Below are 22,555 nucleotides of genomic sequence, written 5' to 3'. Positions count from 1 at the left end.
GTCCTTCGCGTACGGGTCACACATGGGGCAGGGGAGTGGGGCCGCCCGCTTCGGCGGGGGCGAGGGCCGGCGGCGCGGCGGCGCGGCCGCGGGCCAGCCGGGGCCGTACGTGGTGGAACAGCACGTTGAGGACGGCGGCGGTGCACGCTCCGACGGCCACCCCGCTTTCCAGCAGGATCCGCGCACCGGAGGGCAGCCCCGCGTAGACCCCCGGAACGAGGATCGGCAGCAGGCCCAGCGCGAGGGCGACGGCGCAGACGAACGCGTGGGAATGGCGGTCGAGTTCGGCCCGGCCGAGCATCTGGACCCCCAGTACGGTGATGACCGCGAAGACGACCATGGCCGTGCCGCCGACGACGGCGGACGGGATGACGCTGATGGCGCGGATGACGGGCGCGAGGAAGCCGACGGCGATGAGCACGGCGCCGGCGGCCGCGGTGACGTAGCGGCTGCGTACACCGGTGACCCGCACGATGCCGATGTTCTCCCCGCTGGTCACCATCAGCGGCAGCCCGAGGAAGCCGGCGAGGACGGACACCAGCGCGTCCCCGCGGATGGTCCGCGGTACGTCGGTGCGCGGGTCGATCTCCTTGCCGACGGTCTCCGCGTTGATGACGGTCTGCCCGGTGGCCTCCGCCATGGAGGCCAGCCCGTACAGCATCAGCGGCAGCGCGGCGAGCAGGTCGAACTGGGGGGTGCCGAAGGGCATGAACTGCGGGGCGCTCAGGAAGCCGCCGTCGGTAAGCCCCCCGAAGTCGATCCGTCCGAGCGCGAAGGCCAGCACACTGCCGGCGATCAGGCCCAGCATCACGGCGAGTTGCCGCAGGACCCCGGTGAACAGCCAGTAGAGGGCGACGGTGAAGCCGATCGTGGCCAGGCCGAGGGCCAGGTTGGTGGGGTCGGCGAATCCGGGCTGCCCGGGGCGCCCGGTGACGAGCAGCGCGCCGACCTTCACCAGGTTGACCCCGACGATGACGATCATCGTGCCGATGACCAGGGTCGGGAAGAACTTCAGCAGGCGCGAGAAGACCGGCAGGAGGACGAAGGAGAAGAGGGCGCTGATGATCACCGCTCCGGTGGCGGTCCGTACGCCGTGCTCCTCGGCTATCGCCAGGAAGAGGATCAGCGGGGCGCCGCCGGGCAGCATGACGAACGGCAGCCGTGGCCCGAACTTCCACGGCCCCAGCGACTGGATCAGGGAGCCGATCCCGGAGAGGACGAAGGCCGCCGAGAGCAGGTTGACGGTGAGCCGGGCATCGAGGTGCAGGGTCGCGCTCATCAGGAAGATCGCCGAGACGGGTGTGGCCGCCATGACGAGGACGTGCTGGACACCGAACAGGAGGATCCGGCTCAGTGGGCGGGACTGGTCCACGGGGTGGGGGAGAGTGCGGGGACGGGACACGTTCGAGCTCCGTTCGGCTCGCTCCGGCTTCGGCCCGGGCCGATCGGGCGCAGGGGCCTGATCGCAGGGGCCAAATCGATTTGGCCGCCAGTATGTGAGGGCCCTGGGGGCCCGTCAAGGGGTGCGGACGCATGGATTCCACCAGCTGCGCCGAACCCTCCGACGAGCCCCCGGACCCGGATACGGAACGGGCGCCTCAGCGCCCGGCCTCACCCCAGCGGCCCCGCCCACCGCCTCACCCCAGCGGCTCCGCCCACCGCCTCACCCCAGCGGCTCCGCCCACCGCCTCATCCCACGGCCGGAGCCCACCGCCTCACCCCAGCGGCTCCGCCGCCACCGCAGGCTCCCGCGCCCCCCGGTGCGCCACCGGCGGGCCGCTCCCGCGCGGCGGCCGCGAAGCGGACTCCGGCAGACGGGCCAGCCTGCCGCTGATCACCGCCGCCGCCCGGCGCACCGCATCGCCCAGCGGCGGGATCAGCCCGGCGTCCAGCGCGGTCGCCGCGACGGCGGCCACCACCTGCCCCGACGCCGAGTGCACCGGGGCCGCCACGCACGACAGCCCGTCCACGCACTGCTCGCGGTCGAAGGCCAGCCCCCGCTCCCGGATCCCCCCGGCCTCCCGCGCCCAGGCCGCCCGCGCCCGCCCCGCGGGCGGCTCCGCCCCCGGGGCGGACGCCGCCAGGACCAGCTCCGCCGCACTGCCGGGCGGCAGCACCACCCCCGAACGCAGCGGGAAGACCTCGTCCACCGCGCCCCGCATCCCGCCGACGACGATGATGTGCCCCGCCTCCGGCACCGACAGGCTCAGGCTCACCCCGCCGCTCACCGCCGCGAGTTCCCGCAGCGGCTGCGCCGAAGCGGCCCGCAGCGCCCGCGCCGGATGCCACGCCTGCCCCAGCCGGAACGTACGCGGACCCAGCCGGTAACGCCCGTCGTGGCTCTGCACCGCGCCCAGCGCGACCAGCTGCCCCAGCAGCCGGTGGGCGGTGGCCTTCGGCAGCGCGGCGTCGCTCGCCAGCCGGGTCAGCCCCACCTCGTCGTCATGCGCGAGTACCTCCATGAGTGCGAACGCGCCTTCCAGCACGCCGCGTCCCTCCGCGCCGGATCTGGCCATGAGGGTCACCCCTTCCATGCCGGGGCCGTCGATCGGACGACCCCCACAATCCCCGTTAGGACCAGGTCAGTTGGGGTGTCGGTATGGTTCCCGCCACTGGCCGGTCCGTTGAATGGACCCGATCATTGCCCGCTCGCGGCGATCGCGCCACTGTGTTGTCCGTCAAGGGACGCGATGCCGGAACTCCAGTGGAAGTCAGGCGTTCGTCCCCCCACAGCAAACAGGGGAGGCACATATGAGCGCCATCAAGACGAGCGCCAAGCAGTTCAAGTACGTCATGGGTGCGCTGACGGCGGTCTTCTTCTCCAGCTGCTCCGCCAGCTGACGCACGCACCGGGGGTGGGGGCGGCCCGTGCCGCCCCCGCCCCTTCGTCCTGTCCGAGACGCGGGGTCCGAGGTTCGAGGCGAGGGAGGCATCAGTGCTGGAGACCGCTGTCCGGCAGGTGCGGGTGGCCACCTCCATGGTGTTCGGCCGCCGGCTGAACGTCAGGGCCGTGGAACGGCTGGTCGCGGACGCGCTCGTGACGCTGGAGGAGTTCGGCTCGCTCGGCGACGATGTCGACGAACTGGCCGACGGACCGTTCACCGACCCGGCCGAACGCCGGGACCTGCAGAACCGGGCGCTCCAGCGCACCGTGCGCCGGCTCGCCCGGCGCTCGCCGTTCTACCGCGAGCGGCTCGCCGGAACCGACCCGGCCACCGTCACCACCGAGACGCTCACCCATATCCCGGTGACCCGCAAGGCCGACCTGATCGCCCGCCCCGCCGACTTCCTGTGCGACACCCCCTACCTGGTGACGCAGACCACCGGCACCACCGGCACCCCCGTCCAGATCTGGCTCTCCCGCTACGAGATGGAACTGTGGCCGGCCCTGATCGCCCTGTCCCTGGTGCTCCGCGGCGACCTCGGCCCCGGCGACCGGATGCAGATCAACCTCAGCTCCCGGGCCACGGCCGCCGTACAGGAGGACGTCGAGGTGTGCCGCCTCGCCAACGCCGCCTGCCACGTCGTCGGCCAGATACCGCCCGAGGAGTCCGTCGAGCACCTCCTCGGCCGCTCCGGACCCCGCCCCACCGTCCTCACCGGCAACCCCAGCTACCTGGGCCGCATGGTCACCGCCGCCCGCGAACGCGGCCACGGCCCCGACGACTTCGGGCTGCGCGCCGTCTACGCAGGCGGGGAGGTGCTCTCGCGGAACCTCGCGGCCGCCCTCCGCGACACCTTCGGCGCCGGGACCGTAGGCGACGCCTTCGGCATGACCGAGCTGCTGCCCGTCAGCGGCCGCACCTGCACCCACCACCACCTGCACCTCGACCCCAACATGGGCTACACCGAAGTCCTCGACCTCGACACCGGCGAGCCCGCCGGCCCCGGCCGCCTCGGCGAGCTGACGGTCACCCCGTACTTCCCCTACCGCGCCTGCATGCCCGTCCTGCGGTACAACACCGGCGACGTGGTCCGCACCCTGGACGGCGAACCGGACTGCGAGCTCGCCGCGGTCCCCGCCGTCTCCCACATCCTCGGCAAGGCCGGACAGCTGCACCGCACCGCCGACGCCCTCGTCACCCCGCGCGACATCGTGGAGGCCCTCGACGGCACCCCCGGCCTGCCGTTCCCGCTGCGCCACCGGGCCGAGGTCACCGACGCGGGACGGCTGCACGTGGAAGTCGTCTCCAAGGAACTCGACGCGGCCGAGGCGTGCCGGCGGCTGCGGGACCAGGGCATCGACGCCGACGTCACCGTCCTGCCCCTGGACGACGCGGAGGCGGCCCGCCGCTTCCCGCTCCGCTGCGACCTGCTGGAGCACACCTTCACCCGGAGCCACGCATGACGGTCTTCTTCCAGCTCGCGGTCAGCTGCGCCCTGGCGCTCGCGGTGTGCGCCGGCGCGGTCTGCTACTTCCGCACCGTCCGCACCCCCCGGCCGCCGATCGGCGTCTTCAACGGCGCCGACATCTTCCTGATGATGGGCTTCGTCCTGGCGCTGCCCTACCTCTACCTCGCCCTGCCCGGGGCCGTCCTGCCCGCCGTGCTCGCCCTCGCCTTCGCGGGCGGGCTGTCCGTCGGCTACCAGCCCGTCATCGGCGACGGACGGCTGCGCTGGGCGCTGATCGCGGCGCTGGTCGCCTCCGTGTTCGCCGCGCACCTCGCCTTCGGCGACACCTCCGCCCCGTACTGGACCGCCAACAGCTGCGTCGTCGCCCTGGTCGTCGTCTCCGCCACCAACATCAACGTCCAGGGCGGGATGCGGCTGAAGAACGTCGCCTGGTTCCTGCTCGCCCTCACCGTCTACGACGCGTTCTTCGCCTGGGTCGTCCCGCTGACCGAGGAACTGTCCGACGCGGTCCAGGGCTACCCCTTCGCCCCCGCGGCCGGCCTGCGCGTCGGCGAGGACCTGGGCGCCGTCCTCGGCATGGGCGACCTGCTGGCCTACGCCCTGTTCACCACCGCCGCCTACAAGGCGTACGGGAAGGCGGGGCTGCGCACCGCGATGGCGCTGGTCGTGCTCTTCGGGGCGGTGGCCCCGGTGGCCACGCTCCACCTCGTCGGCGCGGTCACCGGGCACGCCCCGGCCCTCGTCCCCGCCCAGGTGTTCTTCGGCCCGGCCGCCTTCCTCGGCCACCTGCTCCTGCGCCGCCGCGGCCCGGAGCGGCGGATGGCCGAGATCGTCTTCGCCCGCGAACGGATCGGCGGCCCCCGCCAGCGGCCGGCCCGCACCGCCCGGGCCCAGGCCCCCGCCACCGGCTGACCCGTCCCGCCGGGCCCCGGTTAGGGTGACCCGGTGACACACGTACGCGACATGGACGAGGCCGACATCGAGGCCGTCTCGCGGATCAGGGTCCGCGGCTGGCAGGCGGCCTACGCCGGCCTGGTCCCCGGGACCTGCCTCGACGCGATGACGGTCGAGGACGACGCCGCCCGGCGCCGCCAGTGGTTCTCCCGCCCCGGCCGGACCTCGCGGGACCTCGTGGCCGTCGCCGACGGCCGGGGCCCGGTGGGCTGGCTCTGCTACGGGCCCCCGCCGGGCGGGGCACCCGACCCGGCGGGGAGCGGCGAGGTGTACGCCCTGTACGTGGCCCCGGACCTGATCGGCACCGGTGTCGGCCGCCGGCTCCTGGAGGAGGCCCACCACCGGATGCGGGCCGAGGGCTTCACGGCGTCCGCCCTGTGGGTGCTCGCCGGTAACGAGCGGGCCCTGCGCTTCTACGAGCGCTCCGGCTACGAGCCCGACGGCCGGACCCAGGACGACGTCTACGACGAGGTCACCCTGACCGAACTCCGCTACCGGCGCCCGCTGTGAGCCCGGCGTGAACCCGGCGGGCCACCGGCCGGATCCGGCCGCTTCGCCGGGGCCGCCCGTGGCGGCGGGAACCCCGCTCCAGGGGGAGTGGCATCCTCGACGTATGGACGACGAGGACACGCCCCCGCCCGAGGTCACCGCCGCGGACAAGCTGGCCCTGGCGAAGGTGGTCGCGAGGCTGCGCGCGGAGGTGGAGGACCTCGAAGCGGGCGCCGCGATGGCGGCCGTCCTGGAGCGGGCCAAGGGCGTGCTCATGGCCCAGCAGGGCGTTTCCGCGGAGGAGGCGTACGAGCTCCTCCAGCACCGCGCGGAGTCCCACCACAGCACCCTCGTCGAGGAGTGCTGGCTGATTCTCGGCAGCACCGGCCGGCCCCCGGCCCCGGTGGCCGGCGCCGATCCCGGCCAGGAGCCGGCAGCGGTGTTCCGCACCGGCAGGTACGCGACCGCCGACGCCTCCGACCACGGACGGCGCGCGCTCCTGGCCGCACTGGCCCGGTCGCTCGCCACCACCAGCGGCGGGGACGAGGTGGCGCAGCTGCTGCGCACGGTCCTGGGCGAGTGCGAACACGTGGACGCCGTCATGATCTACACCCGCGCCGCCGCGGGGAACCTGGAGCTGGCCGGGCACGCGGGGGTCGACCGGGGCACGGCCGAGCAGTGGAGCCGCATCCCGCCGCTCGTCGGAATCGCGGCCCTGGAGGCCCTGACCCAGGAGCGGCCCGTCTGGCTGGAGGACCAGGAGCGGTACGCGGCCGACTACGTGCTCATCGGGGGCGCGCCCGAACGCTGGCCGTCACGCGCCTGGATCCCCGTACCGGGAACGCCCGCCACGACCGCCGTGGGCTTCTTCCGCAGCACGCCGGGGCCCTTCGCCCCCCGGACCCGCAGTCTGCTGCGCCGGGTGGTCCGGCTGTGCGGACCGGCGCTGGGCGCGCCGCGGACCCCGGGCGCGACCTCGGCGGAGGAGGACGTGATGGCGGTCCAGCAGATCTTCGACGTGCTGGCCGGGCCCGCCGTCCTGCTGAGCCCCGTACGCTCGGCGGACGGTTCGGTGGAGGACTTCCGCATCGACGCGGCGGCCGCCGACTCGGTCGACGTGGCGGGCCGGCGCGGCAAGGAGCTGGTCGGCCGGATGATCCTGGAGACGTATCCCACCGTGGCCGGGAGCCCCCTGTGGGAGGGCTACCTGGACACCCTGGCGACCGGGACGGTCTACGAGGGACTGCCCTTCACCTACGAGGAGGCCGCCGCGGGCGTGCCCCGCCGGTCCGTCTACTCGGTGCGCGCCAACCGCCTCGGCGACCGGCTGGTGGTCTCCTGGATCCGCCACGACACCAGCGACCACGAGGTCCGCCGGCTGGCCGACCTCCAGCGCCTGGGCAACCTCGGCTGGGCCAGCTGGAACCTCACCAGCGACACCATCACCTGGTCCGACCAGGTCTACACCGTCTTCCGGCGCGACCCCGCCCTGGGGCCCATGACGCTGGAGGAACTCCCCTCCCACGTGCTGCCGGAGGACCTGCCCGGGCTCGGCCGGGCGGTCCAGCGGCTGCTGGAGGACGGCGCGGCCATCGACGAGACCTTCCGCATCACCACCGACAGCGGGGTGCGGCACCTGAGGATCGTCGCCGAGGCCCGGGTCGACATGGACGGCACCCCCGTCGAGGTGCACGGCTTCGTCCAGGACGCCACCACCCAGCGCGACACCGAGATCGCCCTGCGCGAGAGCGAACGCGCCAACCTCGTCCAGCGGGGCATGCTCAGGGCCGAACGCACCCTCGCCGCCCGGCTCCAGGAAACCCTGCTGCCCATCCCCGAACAGTCCCTGGAACTCGCCGGACTACGGGTGGACGTCGCCTACCTGCCGGCCGACGCCGGGGTCAACGTGGGCGGCGACTGGTACAGCGCCATCCAGCTCCCCGACGGCTGCGCCCTCTTCGTCGTCGGCGACGTCGCCGGCCACGGCCTGGCCGCCGTCGGCACGATGGCCCAACTCCGCTTCACCGCCAAGGGCATGGCCGTCACCGGCTCGGCCCTCCCCGATGTGCTGGGCCGGCTCAACGCGCTCCTGCTCCACACGGCCACCGACACGGCCGGCGCGGCCACCGCGACCATGGTCATGGCCCGCTACGAGCCCGCCGGACACCGGCTGAGCTGGGTGCGCGCCGGACACCTGCCGCCGTTGCTGGTCCGCGACGGCGAAGCCCACTACCTCCCCCAGCCGGAGGGAAACCTGCTCGGCGCCATCGCCGAGGTGACCTACGGGCAGGAGATGATCGACCTGCGGCCGGGCGACCACCTCCTGCTGTACACCGACGGCCTCGTCGAGGACCCCTCCGTCGACATCGAGGAGGGGTTCACCCTGCTCGCCGCGACCGCGGCCCGCCTCGTCAGAGAGGGGAAGGCCGAAACCCTCGCGCGCACGCTGGCGGCGGGCCGCGCCCACCACCGCGACGACATCTGCGTCGTGGACATCCACCTCCCCCCGCTCCCGTAGCGGCGACGCCCCCACCCGCCCCGCCCGCTGACCCCGCCGCCCCTCACACCGCGTGGGGACGAGGAGGTTGCTTCCTCCGGTCCGCGGGCCCAGGATGGCCGGATCACGGATGCGAGAAACAGGAGAGCGTGTGAGGACGAGTGTGATGGCCCGAGTGATACCGGTCCTGCTGCTGGCAGGGCTGTTCCTGGCCCCGCTGCCGGCGAACGCGGCGGAGGGCCTCACCGGCCACCGGGCCGCCCCGGCCCGCAGTGCGGCCCTGGCGGCCGCCCCGGCCGGACCGACGGCCGGATCCGCGGGGGAGGCGCGCGCCGCGGCCGCGCCCTCGTACGCGACGGCCGCGGTGAAGGACGGGAAGAGCAAGCCCAAGAAAAAGAAGAAGAAGGGTTTCCTCGGGAAGCTCGGCACGGCGGCGCTGGTCGTGGGCGTCCTCGTCCTCCTGCTGGTCGTGGCCGCGGTCATCGCCCTCATCGTCATGATCGGCCGCCGCCGGCGCCGGCACAGCTGACGCCGGACGCTCCTAAGGGCGGGGGCGGGTGGCGGTGATCACGTAGTAGTCGAGGAGGCCCTGTTCCCAGGCGAGCAGGAAGTTCCTCGGCCAGGTGCCCGGCTTCCACTGGGCCGACAGCCAGTGGTCCCAGCCGGGCCAGACGGAGGGGCCGATGGACGCGCAGCGGACGTCGGTCAGCCCGGAGCGGCCCCAGGCACCGGTGAGTTCGGAGGGCGGGCGGGCGATGTCCAGCCCGTCCGCGAAGGTGTCCAGCAGCTCCGCCAGCCGCGGTGCCGCTTCCGGGCCGGTGGCGAAGAAGCTGGTCACGGCGGCCCTGCCGCCCGGCCGCAGCACCCGGGCGCTCTCCTCGGCGAACCGCGTCAGGTCGTCGAAGTGCTGGGCGGCCTCCACGCTGTAGACGCAGTCGAACGCGGCGTCCTCGAACGGCATGTCCTCGGCCGCCCCGCGCACCAGCCGCAGCCGCCCGGGCCCGGCCCCGTCCAGCAGCCCGGCGTTGGCCCGCCGGGCCCGCTCCAGCTGCTGGGGGTGGATGTCCATACCGGTGACCTGCGCCGGCCCGTACTCCTCGAGGGCGAGGGCGCAGCCCACCCCCAGCCCGCAGCCGACCTCCAGCAGCCTGCCCCCGGCCGGCGGCGCCGCGGTGTCCAGCACGTGCCGGTACAGGTCCCGCTGGGTGCGGATCCGGTCCTCCACCGTGGGCGGCCCGTCGAGGTCCTCCGGCCGCCAGTAGCCGAAGTTGATGAAGCCGCCCGCGAAGACGGGTACCGAACTGAGGTCGGCGGGGCCGTACGTCTCCCGTACGGTCGCCCGCATGTCGGCGGACCGGTCGCCTTGGGTCATGTGCGCACCTCCGCGCCCAGTGTGGCCGCCCGGTGACGGTCTGTCGACGGTGCCTGGGCTGGGCGGGCGCCGGGTGGCCGGGCGCCGGGCGGGCGGCGGGTGTGCCGGGGGTGCGTGGAGACCGTCCGGCATGCCAGGCTGGTCCCATGATCTTCATCGCCGTCAGGTTCGACGTCCGCCCCGAGCACAGCGACAACTGGCTCAGCCTCGTCGACGACTTCACCCGCGCCACCCGCTCCGAGCCGGGCAACCTCTTCTACGACTGGTCCCGCAGCGTGGACGACCCGAACAAGTACACCCTGCTGGAGGCGTTCACCGACGCCGAGGCCGGCGCCGCGCACGTGGCGTCGGAGCACTTCAAGGCCGGTATGGAGACCCTCGCCGGGGCCATCGCCACCACCCCCGAGATCATCCACGTCGAGGTCCCCGGCCAGGGCTGGAGCGCCATGGCCGAACTCTCGCCGCGCGACTGACCCCGCCCGCCCCCGGCCCCCGCCGCTTGCTCGTCGCAGGCGGCGGGGGTCTGGTGTGAAGCAGTGAATCGCTGCTTCAATACTTTCATGCCCTATCGCCGCCCGCCCGTCGTGCAGGCCCGCCTCGACGCCCGTCGGGACCGGATCCTGGAGGCCGCCGTCCGCCTGCTCTCCCGCCAGGGGTACGCCGGCTGCTCGGTCGCCGCCATCGCGGCCGAGGCCGGCATCTCCACCGGCAGCGTCTACCAGTCGTTCTCCGGCAAGTCCGAGCTCGCCGCCGCCCTCTTCCGCACCCTCGCGGCACGGGAGGTGGCCGCGGTGACCGCCGCCGCGGAGCGCCCCGGAACCGCCGCGCAGCGGGTGGCCGCGGCCGCCGAGACCTTCGCCTCGCGGGCGCTCCAGGCGCCCCGGCGGGCCTTCGCCCTGCTCGCGGAGCCGGCCGACCCGGCCGTCGACACCGAACGGCTCGTCTTCCGCCGGGCGTTCCGCGATGTGTTCGCCCGTCGGATCGCGGCGGGCACGGCCGCCGGTGAACTGCCCGCGCAGGCCCCCGAGCTGACCGCCGCCGCACTCGTCGGCGCCATCGCCGAAGCGCTCGTCGGACCCCTCGCCGACGGGGACGCCGCCCCGGACGAGGTCATCCCCGGCCTGATCACCTTCACCCTGCGTGCCCTTGGAGGACACGATGCCGCAGACGCATGAGGTCACCAACCAGGTCCCGCCGCACCACGGATACGACGCGGCGGCCGACCCGGCCCTCCTGGAGGGCCTCGACCGCGAGGGGGCCGGCTGGGCCGCGCCCGAACTCCACCGGATCGGCGTCCTCGCCGGATCCGAGCAGGCGGCGGAATGGGGCCGGCTGGCCAACGAGAACGAGCCCGTCCTGCACACCCACGACCGCTACGGCCACCGCGTCGACGAGGTCGAGTACCACCCGTACTGGCACGAGCTGATGCGGACCGCCGTCTCGCACGGGCTGCACGCGGCGCCCTGGGCGCAGGACGAGCCGGGCGCGCACGTCGCGCGCGCCGCCAAGTTCATCGTCTGGAGCCAGGTCGAGGCCGGCCACACCTGCCCGGTGTCCATGACCTACGCCGCCGTCCCGGCGCTGCGCGCCGCGCCCGCCCTCGCCGAGTGGCTGGAGCCGCTGCTCGCCTCCCGCACCTACGACTTCGGACTGCGCCGTCCCGACATTAAGGGCGGCCTGATCGCCGGCATGTCGATGACCGAGAAGCAGGGCGGTTCGGACGTCCGCGCCAACACCACGACCGCCGTACCGGCCGCGGACGGCACGTACCGGCTGACCGGGCACAAGTGGTTCACCTCGGCGCCCATGTCGGACGTCTTCCTGACCCTGGCCCAGGCCCCGGGCGGCCTGTCCTGCTTCCTGCTGCCCCGCGTCCTGCCCGACGGCACCCGCAACCGGCTGCTGCTCCAGCGCCTCAAGGACAAACTCGGCAACCGCTCCAACGCCTCCGCCGAGATCGAGTACGACGGGGCCTTCGGCTGGCTGGTCGGCGAGGAGGGGCGCGGGGTCGCCACCATCATCGAGATGGTCAACATGACCCGCCTGGACTGCGTCCTGGGCGGGGCCTCCGGTATGCGGCTCGGCGTCATCCGGGCCGTCCACCACGCCACCCACCGGCGGGCGTTCGGCAAGGCCCTGATCGACCAGCCGCTGATGCGCAACGTACTCGCCGACCTGGCCCTGGAGTCCGAGGCCGCGACGGCCGTCGCCCTGCGGCTGGCGGGGGCCACCGACCGGGTGACACGCGGGGACACGGACGAGGTGCTGCTGCGCCGGCTGGGCCTGGCCGTGAGCAAGTACTGGGTGTGCAAGCGCGCTCCCGCGCACGCGGCCGAAGCCCTCGAATGCCTCGGCGGCAACGGCTACGTCGAGGAATCCGGTATGCCCCGCCTCTACCGGGAGGCGCCGCTGTCGTCCATCTGGGAGGGCTCGGGCAATGTGGCCGCCCTGGACTCGCTACGGGCGATGGGCCGCCAGCCGGAGACCGTCGAGGCGTTCTTCGCGGAGGTCGGCCGGGCGGCGGGCGCCGACCGGCACCTGGACGCGGCGGTGGCCGGCCTGCACAAGCAGCTCGCCGACCCCGCCGAGGCCGAGTACCGCGCCCGCCGGCTCACCGAGACCATGGCCCTGACCCTCCAGGCATCCCTCCTGGTGCGCCACGCCCCGGCAGCGGTGTCCGACGCCTTCTGCGCCTCCCGCCTCGGCGGCGAGCACGGCGCCGCCTACGGCACCCTCCCGCCCGGCGTGGACACCGAGGCCATCCTCAGCCGCACCCGGACCCCGGCCGCCTGAAAGGTGCCCGGCCTGCCCGCCCGCCCCCTCCCGCACGGTCAGGCGGGCGGGGTCAGGTCGCTGGGGCTGAGGGTGTAGGTCAGCGGGGGGTAGGTGAAGTCCGTTTCCTGGTTCTCGCGGCGGCGCAGGCCGTAGAACTCGCGCCTCTGGTCGTCGTCGGCCAGGGCGAGGCGCGGGCCGTCGGGGAGGTGGGCGTGGCCGTCGCGGAAGCGCAGCAGGGTCTTCGAGGTGCGGAAGGTCACGCCCAGCCAGGTGTTGTCCGCCGCCGGGACAGGTGCTTCGGCCACGATCTTGTGCCGGAACCGCCGGTTCGAGTCGACGGAGAACGCCACGACGCCGTGGTGGGTCAGCGGGATCTCGAACCTCTCGGCATCGGATCCCTTGGTTTCGAAGACCAGCTTCCGGAGCGGGCCCGCCTCGGGGAACTCGTAGCAGGAGAAGACGGCGATGAACGACCCGTCGGCCAGGTCGAGGGCCTGGTCGCTGTGGCTGCCCATGGTCCGGTAGGCGTTCGTGTAGCGCTCGGCCAGCGCGTTGTCGAAGCCGGCCGGCAGCCCCGCGTGTTCCCGGACCTGCCGGGCCAGCCGCTCGTGCACGGGGCCGAACGGCTGCGCTGGGCCGCTGTACTGAGCGGTGGTGCGGACGAGGGGGACGCCGCGGTCGGCCGTCCCTCCGGTTCGGGTGAGTACGGCGCCCTGCCGGCCCTTGCCCAGGTCTTCCCAGCGGGTCGACTCCGACAGCTCCGCGAAGAGGTCGCCCCCGGCCGGGACCGCGCGCACGATGACCTCATCCGAGATCCGGGACCCGAGGGGCACGGTAGTCTCCTTCGTTCATGCTGAAGTGGAACGCGTCCCGGTAGTCGATGAAGGACGAGGTCCGGTTCTCCTCGGCGTACAGCCCGCGCAGCGCCGTCATGTCCGCCGGTGTGGCCGGCCGCAGCGGCACCAGCTCCCCGGCGGTCTTGAGGAAGGTACGGCCGTCCCGGTGGACGGCCTCGGTGCCCGAACAGCGCACCACGTAGCCCAGGCGGGTCGGGAGCAGCGCGGCGTCCAACGGCGACGGCCGGATCTCGTGCGTGTACAGCCGGTTGGTGGACAGCGGCATGAAGAACACCGAGCCGGGGTGGAGGGTGACCGTGAACTGCGCCGGGAGCGCGCCCCCTTCGGCCGGGTCCTTGAGGCGGAAGCGGAGCCGGGTCAGCCCGCTGACGCCCTTCACCCCGTAGTCGAAGGGGTCTTCGGGCAGCGGATGGAGCCGGTCGAGCCCGTCGTAGAAGGTGCAGAAGGCCATGATGCCGCCCACGGGCATGTCCTTCGTCTTGTCGGCGTGGGCTGAGATCCTGGCCTTGGCCTGCTTGCGTCCGGGCGCCGCGAGGGTGTTGTGGTAGATCTGGGCGAGGACGTGGTTGAGCGGTGCCTGGTCCCGGAAGACGGCGGCGGCCTCCCGGTTCAGCGCCTCGACGATGTGCGTGTCGGTCGGGCCGAAGTCCTCGGTCGGCCCCGAGAGGTTCGTCGAGCACCGGAGCAGGCGGAAGTGCAGGCCGTCGTCCGCGCTCCGGGTGACGGGCGTCAGGTAGATCCCGCTGCGGTGCGCCGTGCCCGGCTTGGTGGACTCCGTCAGCGACTGGAACACGTGCTCCGCACGGATCCGCCCGAAGTGCTCCTCGGCGGGGTCGAAGAAGCGCCGGTAGTACACGCCGGCGCCATGGACCCGCAGGGGGACCCGGCCGAGGCCCACGCGGGCCCACGGGCCGCCGACGTCACCGTGCGACAGCTCCCGGACGACGAACACCCGCGCCGCCCCATCCAGTTGGCGGCCACTGATCCCGGACACGTCGCCGCACAGGTAGACCGTCTTCCCCTCCAGACCGGGCGCCCCTGACGCCAGCTCCTCCGGTGTGATCACCGACCCGAGGAACTCCCTGACCACGTCCTCGCCGGACAACGCCGAAGGCGCGACCAGGACATGGGCTGCCCCCTCGATACGGGCCTCGGCGGCCGGGGTGGTGGTGGTGCGGGGCGTCCGCCGCCGGTCCGGCGGTGAGGCGTCATCCATGGCGCGGCCCTTCGAGGACGGAACAACGGGTCACCGCCATTGTCCAGGTGCTCCGCGTTCCGGGCCGGCAGGGGTCCCCCCGCCTAGCGGTGGAGCCGGTCCGGCCAGTCCTGCGGTACGCGGCCGGCCGGGCCGGGGGCCGGCTGGCCGGCGGGGTGGGCGTCCGGCGGGGCCAGCTCCGGCCCCGACTCGTACAGGGTGCCGGTGGCGTAGTCCCAGAACCAGCCCTCGCCCGGTTCGAAGCTCTGCACCAGCCGGTGCCCGGTGGCCCGCCAGTGGCCGGTGGCGTGCTGGGCTGGGGAGGAGTCGCAGCAGCCGACATGGCCGCACTCGGCGCAGCGCCGCAGGTGGAACCACCAGCCGCCCACCGCGTCACAGTCCGCGCACCCGGTGCCGCTGGGCGGGACACCCGGGCCGATGGCGTCCGTCCCGATTCCGTCGTTGCCGGTCATGCGGTCTCCTCCGTACGTTCGGATCCGGTGCCGGTCTCCCCCTCGGGAGCGGTCAGCGGCAGGAGCACCCGGAAGCGGGTGTCGCCCGGGACCGACTCCACCTGGAGGCTGCCGTGGTGCCTGTTGACGACGATCCGCCACGAGATGTCCAGGCCGAGCCCGGTGCCCTCGCCCACCGGCTTGGTGGTGAAGAACGGGTCGAAGATACGGTCGCGGATCTCCGCGGGCACCCCCGGCCCGGTGTCGCGGAACTCCACCAGCAGCCGGTCGCCCTCGCGCGCCGTGCGGACCGTCAGGGTGCCCTCGCCGCCCGCACCGCCGACGGCGGACACCGCGTTGTCGATGAGGTTGGTCCACACCTGGTTCAGCTCCGCCGGGTAGGCCGGCACCGCGGGCAGGGTGCGGTCGTACTCCTTGACCACCCGCACCCGGGGGCCGATCTTGCCGGAGAGCATCAGCAGGGTGCTGTCGAGGAGTTCGTGGACGTCGGCCTCGCGGTGCGGGGCGCGGTCGAGCTGCGCGTACTGCTTGGCGGCGTCCACCAGGTGCGAGATACGGGTGGTGGAGTCGTCGATCTCGTCCATCAGCAGCTCGGTCTCGACGGTGTAGTTGAGCCAGCCGACCGCCCCGGGCAGGACGTCCTCGGCCACGGTCGCCGCGACCTGCTCCAGCCAGTCCGTGTCCAGCCCGGCCTGGACGAAGACCGGCGCGATCCGCCAGCCTTCCGGGATGCCGTGGTCCTCCAGCCAGTCGGCCAGCCCGTCCTCCCGGTCGGCGGCCTCCAGCGGGCTCAGCACCGGCGCCTTGGCGACCCGTTCGGCGGTGCGGTCCTGGATCTCGATGAGTTCGGCGAGGGCCTCGCGCGGGTACGGGCCCCGGGCGATGACGGCCAGCTTGTGCCGCATCTTGCCCACCCGTTCGCGCAGCGCGGCCGTGGCCCGGACGGCCGCGGCCGCCGGGTTGTTGAGCTCGTGCGTGAGACCGGCCGACAACGAGCCGAGCGCCAGCAGCCGTTCCCGCTGCCCGATGGCCCGCTGGGTGTCCTTCGCACCGAAGAACAGCCCCTCCAGCAGGTGCGCCGCCATGGGGAACCACTCCTGCATGATGTCCGCGAACGACTGCGCCGACAGGACGAAGAAACGCGTCGGGCCCGTCACCCGCATCGAGTTGACGTACGTCTGCGGCACCCGGTCGCCCAGGTACGCCTGCATGGCCCCCGCGTACACGCCGGGCTGCGAGGTCCGGCTCACCTCCACGTCGTCGGCGCCGACCCTCCGGTACAGGACGACCGTGCCCTCCAGCATCACGTAGAAGCAGGTGGCCGGTTCGCCCTCGGTGTACACCGGGCCGGCCTCGAAGCGCTCCACGTGCCCCTCGGCGCACAGCCGCCCGAGCTGGTCCGGGGAGAGCTTCTCGAACAGGAACAGCGAGGCGATCTCCCGCGGATCGCAGGACACTTCCCGGGTACTCATGACGGCCCGCTCATGACTGCTCCAGATAACGGTGGACGAGCATGACGGCCATCGCCCCCTCCCCGACGGCGGACGCCACCCGCTTCGCCGACTGGGCCCGCGCGTCGCCCGCCACGAACACACCGGGGACATTGGTCTCCAGGTGGTACGGCGGCCGGTCCAGCGGCCACTCGGCCGGCGGCCGCCCGTCCGGCGTGAGGTCGGGGCCGGCCAGGATGAACCCGTGCCCGTCGCGCAGCACCGTCCCGTCCAGCCAGTCGGTCAGCGGGGCCGCGCCGATGAAGACGAACACCCACTGCGCGTCGACGTCCTCCCTGGCCCCCGACACGACGTCCCGCAGGGTCAGCCGCTCCAGATGGCCCTCGCCGTGCGCCTCCTCCACCACGGTCCGGGGCCGCACCGTGATGTTCGGCGTCTCCTCGATCTGCTGGACCAGGTAGTACGACATGGACGCCGTCAGCGACTCCCCGCGCACCAGCAGCGTCACCGACTTCGCACCCCGCGCCAGGAACACCGCCGCCTGCCCGGCCGAGTTGGCCCCGCCGACGACGTACACGTCCTGCCCCTCGCAGGAGGCCGCCTCGGTGAGGGAGGAGCCGTAGAACACCCCGCAGCCGGTGAGGTCCGCGCAGCCCGCGGCCTCCAGCTGCCGGTAGGACACCCCGGTCGCCAGGATCACGCTGTGCGCGGTGACCGAGGAGCCGTCGGAGAACCGCACCACGCGCGCCGGCCCGCTCACCTCCAGCCCCGTGACCTCGCGGGCCGTGAGGATCTCGGCGCCGAAGCGGGCCGCCTGGCGGCGGGCGCGCTCGGTGAGCTGGGCACCGGAGACCCCGTCGGGGAAGCCGAGGTAGTTCTCGATGCGGGAGCTCTGCCCGGCCTGCCCGCCCGTCGCAGACCGCTCCACCAGGACGGTCCGCAGCCCCTCCGACGCCCCGTACACCGCCGCACCCAGCCCCGCCGGGCCGCCGCCGATGACGACGAGGTCGTAGAAGGCGGCGGCCGGGGTCGTCGCGAGCCCCACACGGGCGGCCAGCTCCGCCGCCTCCGGCTCGATCAGCGCCACCCCCTCGGCGGTGACCACCAGCGGCAGCCGCAGCCCGTCGGCCCCGGCCGCCTCCAGCAGCCGCCGCCCCTCGGGCTCGTCGGAGGAGTACCAGCGGTACGGCACCTGGTTGCGGGCCAGGAACTCCCGCACCTGCGAAGAACGCGCCGACCAGCGGTGCCCCACCACCTTGGTGGCCGGCACCGGCCGGTGGTCGCTGGAGCGCCAGGCGGTGAGCAGGTCGTCCACTACCGGGTACAGCTTCTCCTCGGGCGGGTCCCACGGCTTCAGCAGGTAGTGGTCGAGGTCGACGACGTTGATCGCGTCGATGGCCGCATGGGTGTCGGCGTACGCGGTCAGCAGCACCCGCCGCGCCCCCGGGTACACCCCGAGGGCCTGCTCCAGGAACTCGACGCCGTTCATCTGCGGCATCCGGTAGTCGGCGAGGATCACGGCGACCAGATCGCCCCGCAGCTTCAGCTCCCGCAGCGCCTCCAGCGCGGAGCCCCCGGACTCCGCCCGCACGATCCGGTACCCGCCCCCGTAGCGCCGCCGCAGGTCACGGGCGATGGCACGGGACACCCCGGGGTCGTCGTCCACCGTGAGGATGACGGTCCGCGCCACATCACCGGCCTGTGCCATGCTCCTCCGCCCTGCCCGCTCGGCCAACCGGCACGCAGGCCCTGCCACACCGGCTCCCGCCCATCGTAGGCACGATCCCCCCGGCCCCGCCCGGTACCCGGCGGGCGGGGCGGGCGGGTCACGCCAGGCGGGTGGCGCCCTGGGACGGGGTGGCTTCCAGGGGGTTCGGGGGGCGGAAGCCGGCCTGGGTGAAGGCCGTCGTCACGGCGGTGGTGATGTGCGCGGCCGTCGCGGCCGGGACCAGGGCGATCACCGAGCCGCCGAAGCCGCCCCCCGTCATACGGGCTCCCAGTGCCCCCGCCGCGTTCGCGGCCTCCACCGCCAGGTCCGTCTCCGGGCAGGAGACCCCGTAGTCGTCCCTCAGCGAGGCGTGACCCTCCGTCAGGAGAGGTCCCAGTGCTTCGGGTTCGCCCGCCGTCAGGCTGTCCACCGCCCGCGTGACGCGCGCGTTCTCCGTGACCACGTGCCGCACCAGCGGTACGAGGTCGGCGGGCAGCCGCCCCAGCGCCCCGGGCAGTTCCGCCTCCCCGAGGTCCCGCAGGGCGGGCAGGCCCAGCAGCCGGGCCGCCCGCTCGCAGCCGGCCCGCAGGGCGGCGTACGCTCCGTCGGCCAGGTCGTGCTTGACGCGCGTGTCGAGCACCAGCAGCCGCAGCCCGTGACCGGCGAGGTCGAAGGGCACCTGCCGCACCTCAAGGCTCCGGCTGTCCAGGTGCAGGGCGCTGCCCTCGGCGCAGCACACCGAGGCCATCTGGTCCATCACCCCGCACGGCACCCCGGCGAAGGCGTTCTCGGCGTACTGGGCCACCCGCGCCAGCTCCGGCCGCCCCAGCCCGAGCCCGTACAGCTCCTCGTACGCGACGGCCACCACGCACTCCAGCGCCGCCGACGAGGACAGCCCCGCCCCCGTCGGAACCGTGCTGTCCACATGCAGGTCCGCGCCCCCGACGGGCAGCCCCCGCTCGCGCAGCGCCCACACCACCCCGGCCGGGTAGCGGGCCCAGCCCGGTACCGCGCCCGGGGCGAGATCCGCCACCCGCAGCTCGGTGACCCGGCCGTCGCCCTGGGCGCTGTGCAGCCGCAGCAGCCCGTCCGCACGCCGCCGGGCGGCGAGCACGGCGGTCTGCGGCAGGGCCATGGGCAGGGCGAACCCGTCGTTGTAGTCGGTGTGTTCGCCGATCAGGTTGATCCGGCCCGGGGCCGCCCAGAGCCCCTCGGGGGCATGGCCGTGGATCCGCTCGAACTCCTGGCGCACCCGCGCGTTCACCCGGCCTCCCGCAGCCGCCGCGCCGCCGTCTCCGGAGCCACGTCGTTCATGAACGCGTCCATCCCGGACTCGGTCCCCGCCAGGTACTTGAGCTTGTCGGCGGTCCGGCGGACGGTGAACAGCTCCAGGTGCAGGGCCAGTTCGCCGCCGCCGGTCAGCGGCGCCTGATGCCAGGCGGAGATGTACGGGGTGGGCTCCGCGAACCCGAAGAGCCGGTCGAAGCGGCGCAGCAGGTCCAGGTAGAGGCCGGGGAACTCGGCCCGCTCCGCCTCCTCCAGACGGGTCAGGTCGGGCACCCGGCGGTGGGGGTAGAGGTGGACCTCGTAGGGCCAGCGGGCGGCGTACGGGACGAAGGCCGTCCAGTGCTCACCGGCCAGGACCACCCGCTCGGTGGCCGCGCGGGCCTCGGCGAGGAGGTCCTCGAAGAGGTTCCGCCCGGTGTCCGCCCGGTGCGCGGCGGCCGCCGCGAGGTGTTTGGCGGTGCGGGGGGTGGGGGTGGAGAAGGCGTAGATCTGGCCGTGCGGGTGGGGCAGGGTGACGCCGATCTCCGCGCCCCGGTTCTCGAAGCAGTACACCTGCGCCACCCCGGGGCGGGCGGAGAGCGCGGCGGTCCGGTCGGTCCAGGCGTCCAGCACCAGCCGGGCCCGCCCGGGGCTCAGGTCGGCGAAGCCGGCCTCGTGCTCGGGGGTGAAGCACACCACCTCGCAGCGGCCGGCGGCGCCGGAGAGGGAGGGGAAACGGTTCTCGAAGACGGCCACCTCGTAGTCGTCGGCCGGTATCTCGCTGTGCCGTCCCTCGCGCGAGGGACACAGCGGGCAGGCGTCGGCGGGCGGGTGGTAGGTGCGGGTCTGCCGGTGGGCGGCGATGGTGACCCAGTCGCCGGTGGCGGGGTCCCGGCGCAGCTCCGGGCTGCTCTCGACCCGGTCCAGCGGGCGCCGGTCCACGGCGGTGCGGTCCTGGCCGGGGGCGGTGTCGTAGTAGATGAGCTCGCGGCCGTCCGCGAGCTTGGTGACGGTCGTGTACACGTCCTCGCCTGTCTGTCGGGGGAGGGCCGGCAGGTGCGCCCCGCCCCGGACGGGGCCGACGCGAACTCGATCATACGGCGGTGCCTGTCCGCCGCCGCGGTGTCCCTGGGTCCCGCCTCCCGCAGCGCCGCCCCGTCCGCCTCCGGCCGCGTCCCCGCGCCCGCTGCCGACCGCCCCCCGGCGCGCCGGGGGCCGCTGCGGGGCGGCAGCCCGGCGGGGCTCCGCCCCGGGCGCGGGCGCCCGTACGGCGGCCCCCGCCGAGGCGAGGGCCGCCGCCCCCCCCCCCCCCGCTGCCGCGGCCGCAGCGCCCCCGGGGGAGCGGCGGATCCGGCAGGCGGGCGCACAAGGCCGCCGCGCCTTGCGGTCCACCGGCCCCGGGCCGCCGCCCCCGCCCTCGGCGCAGCGCCTCCGGGGCGTGGCGGACCCGGCGGCCGGTGCGGAGGCCAGCGCGCCTTGCCGTCGGTCGGTCCTTGGCTGCTGCCCGGGCTCTCGGCGCCGCGCTCCCGGGGTGTGGCGGATGTGGTGGGCGGTGGGGTGGTCAGCGTGCCTTGCCGTCGGTCGGTCTTTGGCTGCTGCCTGGGCTCTCGGCGCCGCGCTCCCGGGGTGTGGCGGATGTGGTGGGCGGTGGGGTGGTCAGCGTGCCTTGCCGTCGGTCGGTCCTTGGCTGCTGCCCGGGCTCTCGGCGCAGCGCTCCAGGGCTGTGGCGGACCCGGAGGCCGGTGCGGAGGCCAGCGTGCCCTGCCGTCCGCCGGCCTCTGGCCGCCGCCCCTGCCGCCGGCGCAGCGCCCCGGGCCGCCGCCCGCCCCCACCGCCGCGCCCCCGGGGGAGTGGCGGATCCGGCGCACGACGCGCTTTTCGGTCCACCGGCCCCGGGCCGCCGCCCCTGCCCTCAGCGCAACGTCCCGGGGCGGGGCGGACCCAGCGGCCGATGCGCAACGTCAGCGCACCCTGCCGTCCGCGGCCCCCCACCGCCCCGGCGCAGCGCCCCCCGGGCGTGGTGGGCCCGGTGGTCGGCGCACCAGACCAGCGCGCCGTGCCGTCCGCCGGCCCGTTGCCGCCGCCCCGCTTGCGCCGGGGGCAGGGGCACCGGGGTGTGGGGGACCCGGCAGCCGGCGCACAAGGCCGGTGCGTCTTGCAGTCCGCGAGCCCCGGCCGCCGCCCCTGCCCCCGGCGCAGCGGCCGGTGCGCAAGGCCCGCGCGCCGTGCCGTCCGCCGGCCTCCTGGCCCGCACTGCCGTCCCTGGCCCGCACCGCCGCCCCCCGGCTGCACCGCGGCGCAGCCGCCCACGGGGCCGCCACCGCCACTGCCCCGGCGCAGCGCCCCCGGGCCCGCCGCCCCACCCCCCGGGCGCAGCGCCCCCGAGGGGGAGTGGCGGAGCCGGGGGGCGGGATAGGGCAAGATCGGGGGATGTCTGATCGGATCATCGCCGCCTGTGACGGGGCGGCCAAGGGAAATCCCGGCCCTGCCGGATGGGCGTGGGTCATCGCGGACGCCGAGGGCCGGCCCGAGCGCTGGGAGGCGGGCCCGCTGGGCCGGGCCACCAACAACGTCGGCGAGCTCACCGCCCTCCAGCGGCTGCTGGAGGCCGTGGAGCCGGGGACCGCGCTCCAGGTGCGCATGGACTCCCAGTACGCCATGAAGGCCGTCACCCAGTGGCTGCCGAACTGGAAGCGCAACGGCTGGAAGACCGCCGCGGGCAAGCCCGTCGCCAACCGCGAGCTCGTCGAGCGGATCGACGCGCTGCTGGCCGACCGGGACGTGGAGTTCCGCTACGTCCCCGCCCACCAGGAGGACGGCGACCACCTGAACGCCATCGCCGACCAGGCCGCCAGCGACGCCGCCGTCAGCCAGGAACCCGCCGGCACCGCCCACGGCGCCACCACCGTCCCCGTACCGGCCCCCTCTCGCACCACCCCCTCCCGTACGGCCCCCGCGCGCAAGGCGGCCTCCGGGGGCGGCGCGGCCCGCTCCGGCGGCGGGCGCACCATCACGGCGAAGTTCCGCGGGACCTGCCCCTGCGGGCAGCCGTACGCGGCCGGAGAGAAGATCGCCAAGCTGGGCGCTCGCTGGGGCCACCCGGACTGTCCCGCGGCGTCCTCTCCGGCCTGACGGGACGGGGCCGCGGCGCCGGCCGGGGCGACG

At 74.5% G+C, this 22,555-nt stretch carries 19 protein-coding genes; 9 read left to right on the top strand and 10 right to left on the bottom strand.

Annotation, left to right across the window (positions count from 1 at the left end; all coding sequences use genetic code 11):
• Nucleotides 1-16: 16 nt before the first annotated feature.
• A complete protein-coding gene (locus tag ABZ716_RS14820; protein WP_358959115.1) occupies nt 17-1,372 on the bottom strand; it encodes a uracil-xanthine permease family protein in 1,356 nt (451 codons plus the stop codon).
• Between the two features lie 343 nt (nt 1,373-1,715).
• On the bottom strand, nt 1,716-2,516 hold the full coding sequence (locus ABZ716_RS14815) for a helix-turn-helix domain-containing protein (protein ID WP_358810704.1): 801 nt from the start codon (nt 2,514-2,516) through the stop codon (nt 1,716-1,718).
• 419 nt (nt 2,517-2,935) lie between these two features.
• Between ABZ716_RS14815 and ABZ716_RS14810 the strand changes: the two genes are divergently transcribed.
• The 5 genes from ABZ716_RS14810 to ABZ716_RS14790 all read left to right on the top strand — a co-directional run bounded on the left by ABZ716_RS14810 (nt 2,936) and on the right by ABZ716_RS14790 (nt 8,822).
• Nucleotides 2,936-4,348 carry an AMP-binding protein gene (locus tag ABZ716_RS14810; RefSeq protein WP_358959113.1) on the top strand — a complete coding sequence of 471 codons (1,413 nt, stop codon included), beginning with the start codon at nt 2,936-2,938 and terminating at the stop codon, nt 4,346-4,348.
• Entirely contained in the window at nt 4,345-5,265 is a 921-nt protein-coding gene (locus ABZ716_RS14805) for a hypothetical protein (RefSeq protein ID WP_358959111.1), read from the top strand. Before ABZ716_RS14810 ends, ABZ716_RS14805 begins: the two co-directional genes overlap by 4 nt.
• Before the next feature lie 33 nt (nt 5,266-5,298).
• Nucleotides 5,299-5,817, top strand: a complete 519-nt coding sequence (locus tag ABZ716_RS14800) for a GNAT family N-acetyltransferase (protein ID WP_358810707.1) — start codon at nt 5,299-5,301, stop codon at nt 5,815-5,817.
• A 103-nt stretch (nt 5,818-5,920) separates the two neighbouring features.
• The gene (locus ABZ716_RS14795; RefSeq protein WP_358810708.1) at nt 5,921-8,314 is read left to right on the top strand and encodes a SpoIIE family protein phosphatase; all 2,394 of its coding nucleotides are present in this window, start codon (nt 5,921-5,923) and stop codon (nt 8,312-8,314) included.
• Nucleotides 8,315-8,459: 145 nt separating this feature from the next.
• Nucleotides 8,460-8,822 (top strand): hypothetical protein, encoded by a 363-nt coding sequence (locus tag ABZ716_RS14790; RefSeq protein WP_358810709.1) that lies wholly within the window; start codon nt 8,460-8,462, stop codon nt 8,820-8,822.
• A gap of 12 nt (nt 8,823-8,834) precedes the next feature.
• On the opposite strand, the gene ABZ716_RS14785 is transcribed toward ABZ716_RS14790, so the two are convergent.
• A complete protein-coding gene (locus ABZ716_RS14785) occupies nt 8,835-9,665 on the bottom strand; it encodes a methyltransferase domain-containing protein (protein WP_358810710.1) in 831 nt (276 codons plus the stop codon).
• A 146-nt stretch (nt 9,666-9,811) separates the two neighbouring features.
• Between ABZ716_RS14785 and ABZ716_RS14780 the strand changes: the two genes are divergently transcribed.
• The 3 genes from ABZ716_RS14780 to ABZ716_RS14770 all read left to right on the top strand — a co-directional run bounded on the left by ABZ716_RS14780 (nt 9,812) and on the right by ABZ716_RS14770 (nt 12,458).
• Nucleotides 9,812-10,138: a putative quinol monooxygenase gene (locus ABZ716_RS14780; protein ID WP_358810711.1), complete on the top strand. Its 327-nt coding sequence runs from the start codon at nt 9,812-9,814 to the stop codon at nt 10,136-10,138.
• Nucleotides 10,139-10,225: 87 nt separating this feature from the next.
• Nucleotides 10,226-10,840 carry a TetR/AcrR family transcriptional regulator gene (locus tag ABZ716_RS14775; protein ID WP_358810712.1) on the top strand — a complete coding sequence of 205 codons (615 nt, stop codon included), beginning with the start codon at nt 10,226-10,228 and terminating at the stop codon, nt 10,838-10,840.
• Nucleotides 10,824-12,458 (top strand): isovaleryl-CoA dehydrogenase, encoded by a 1,635-nt coding sequence (locus ABZ716_RS14770; RefSeq protein WP_358959108.1) that lies wholly within the window; start codon nt 10,824-10,826, stop codon nt 12,456-12,458. The genes ABZ716_RS14775 and ABZ716_RS14770 overlap by 17 nt, the downstream gene beginning before the upstream one ends.
• 38 nt (nt 12,459-12,496) lie before the next feature.
• On the opposite strand, the gene ABZ716_RS14765 is transcribed toward ABZ716_RS14770, so the two are convergent.
• The 7 genes from ABZ716_RS14765 to galT all read right to left on the bottom strand — a co-directional run bounded on the left by ABZ716_RS14765 (nt 12,497) and on the right by galT (nt 20,413).
• Nucleotides 12,497-13,273: a hypothetical protein gene (locus ABZ716_RS14765; protein ID WP_358959106.1), complete on the bottom strand. Its 777-nt coding sequence runs from the start codon at nt 13,271-13,273 to the stop codon at nt 12,497-12,499.
• Complete coding sequence (locus ABZ716_RS14760) at nt 13,245-14,513, bottom strand: hypothetical protein (RefSeq protein ID WP_358959104.1); 1,269 nt, start codon at nt 14,511-14,513, stop codon at nt 13,245-13,247. The genes ABZ716_RS14765 and ABZ716_RS14760 overlap by 29 nt, the downstream gene beginning before the upstream one ends.
• Nucleotides 14,514-14,596: 83 nt before the next feature.
• Nucleotides 14,597-14,965, bottom strand: a complete 369-nt coding sequence (locus ABZ716_RS14755; protein ID WP_358810716.1) for a UBP-type zinc finger domain-containing protein — start codon at nt 14,963-14,965, stop codon at nt 14,597-14,599.
• A complete protein-coding gene (locus tag ABZ716_RS14750) occupies nt 14,962-16,437 on the bottom strand; it encodes an ATP-binding protein (protein ID WP_358959101.1) in 1,476 nt (491 codons plus the stop codon). The genes ABZ716_RS14755 and ABZ716_RS14750 overlap by 4 nt, the downstream gene beginning before the upstream one ends.
• Nucleotides 16,438-16,447: 10 nt before the next feature.
• The gene (locus ABZ716_RS14745; RefSeq protein ID WP_358810718.1) at nt 16,448-18,124 is read right to left on the bottom strand and encodes an FAD-dependent oxidoreductase; all 1,677 of its coding nucleotides are present in this window, start codon (nt 18,122-18,124) and stop codon (nt 16,448-16,450) included.
• Between the two features lie 118 nt (nt 18,125-18,242).
• Nucleotides 18,243-19,388 (bottom strand): galactokinase, encoded by a 1,146-nt coding sequence (galK, locus tag ABZ716_RS14740; RefSeq protein WP_358959099.1) that lies wholly within the window; start codon nt 19,386-19,388, stop codon nt 18,243-18,245.
• Nucleotides 19,385-20,413 (bottom strand): galactose-1-phosphate uridylyltransferase, encoded by a 1,029-nt coding sequence (galT, locus tag ABZ716_RS14735; protein WP_358959097.1) that lies wholly within the window; start codon nt 20,411-20,413, stop codon nt 19,385-19,387. The genes galK and galT overlap by 4 nt, the downstream gene beginning before the upstream one ends.
• Nucleotides 20,414-21,820: 1,407 nt before the next feature.
• Here galT and ABZ716_RS14730 point away from each other — a divergent pair.
• On the top strand, nt 21,821-22,522 hold the full coding sequence (locus ABZ716_RS14730) for a ribonuclease H (protein WP_358810730.1): 702 nt from the start codon (nt 21,821-21,823) through the stop codon (nt 22,520-22,522).
• Nucleotides 22,523-22,555 lie beyond the last annotated feature (33 nt).

It is taken from the genome of Streptomyces sp. NPDC006687, from assembly GCF_040636215.1.
Taxonomy (GTDB): domain Bacteria; phylum Actinomycetota; class Actinomycetes; order Streptomycetales; family Streptomycetaceae; genus Streptomyces.
The sequence above is the reverse complement of the archived record's forward strand: the minus strand, read 5'-3'. Positions and strand labels throughout refer to the sequence as shown.

What these genes read in the sequence shown, in the direction of transcription:
- ABZ716_RS14815 (WP_358810704.1), bottom strand. Translation starts at nt 2,516, where the DNA reads ATGGCCAGATCCGGCGCGGAGGGACGCGGCGTGCTGGAAGGCGCGTTC.
- ABZ716_RS14805 (WP_358959111.1), top strand. Translation starts at nt 4,345, where the DNA reads ATGACGGTCTTCTTCCAGCTCGCGGTCAGCTGCGCCCTGGCGCTCGCG.
- ABZ716_RS14795 (WP_358810708.1), top strand. Translation starts at nt 5,921, where the DNA reads ATGGACGACGAGGACACGCCCCCGCCCGAGGTCACCGCCGCGGACAAG.
- ABZ716_RS14790 (WP_358810709.1), top strand. Translation starts at nt 8,460, where the DNA reads ATGGCCCGAGTGATACCGGTCCTGCTGCTGGCAGGGCTGTTCCTGGCC.
- ABZ716_RS14785 (WP_358810710.1), bottom strand. Translation starts at nt 9,665, where the DNA reads ATGACCCAAGGCGACCGGTCCGCCGACATGCGGGCGACCGTACGGGAG.
- ABZ716_RS14780 (WP_358810711.1), top strand. Translation starts at nt 9,812, where the DNA reads ATGATCTTCATCGCCGTCAGGTTCGACGTCCGCCCCGAGCACAGCGAC.
- ABZ716_RS14775 (WP_358810712.1), top strand. Translation starts at nt 10,226, where the DNA reads ATGCCCTATCGCCGCCCGCCCGTCGTGCAGGCCCGCCTCGACGCCCGT.
- ABZ716_RS14770 (WP_358959108.1), top strand. Translation starts at nt 10,824, where the DNA reads ATGCCGCAGACGCATGAGGTCACCAACCAGGTCCCGCCGCACCACGGA.
- ABZ716_RS14760 (WP_358959104.1), bottom strand. Translation starts at nt 14,513, where the DNA reads ATGGATGACGCCTCACCGCCGGACCGGCGGCGGACGCCCCGCACCACC.
- ABZ716_RS14755 (WP_358810716.1), bottom strand. Translation starts at nt 14,965, where the DNA reads ATGACCGGCAACGACGGAATCGGGACGGACGCCATCGGCCCGGGTGTC.
- ABZ716_RS14750 (WP_358959101.1), bottom strand. Translation starts at nt 16,437, where the DNA reads ATGAGTACCCGGGAAGTGTCCTGCGATCCGCGGGAGATCGCCTCGCTG.
- ABZ716_RS14745 (WP_358810718.1), bottom strand. Translation starts at nt 18,124, where the DNA reads ATGGCACAGGCCGGTGATGTGGCGCGGACCGTCATCCTCACGGTGGAC.
- ABZ716_RS14730 (WP_358810730.1), top strand. Translation starts at nt 21,821, where the DNA reads ATGTCTGATCGGATCATCGCCGCCTGTGACGGGGCGGCCAAGGGAAAT.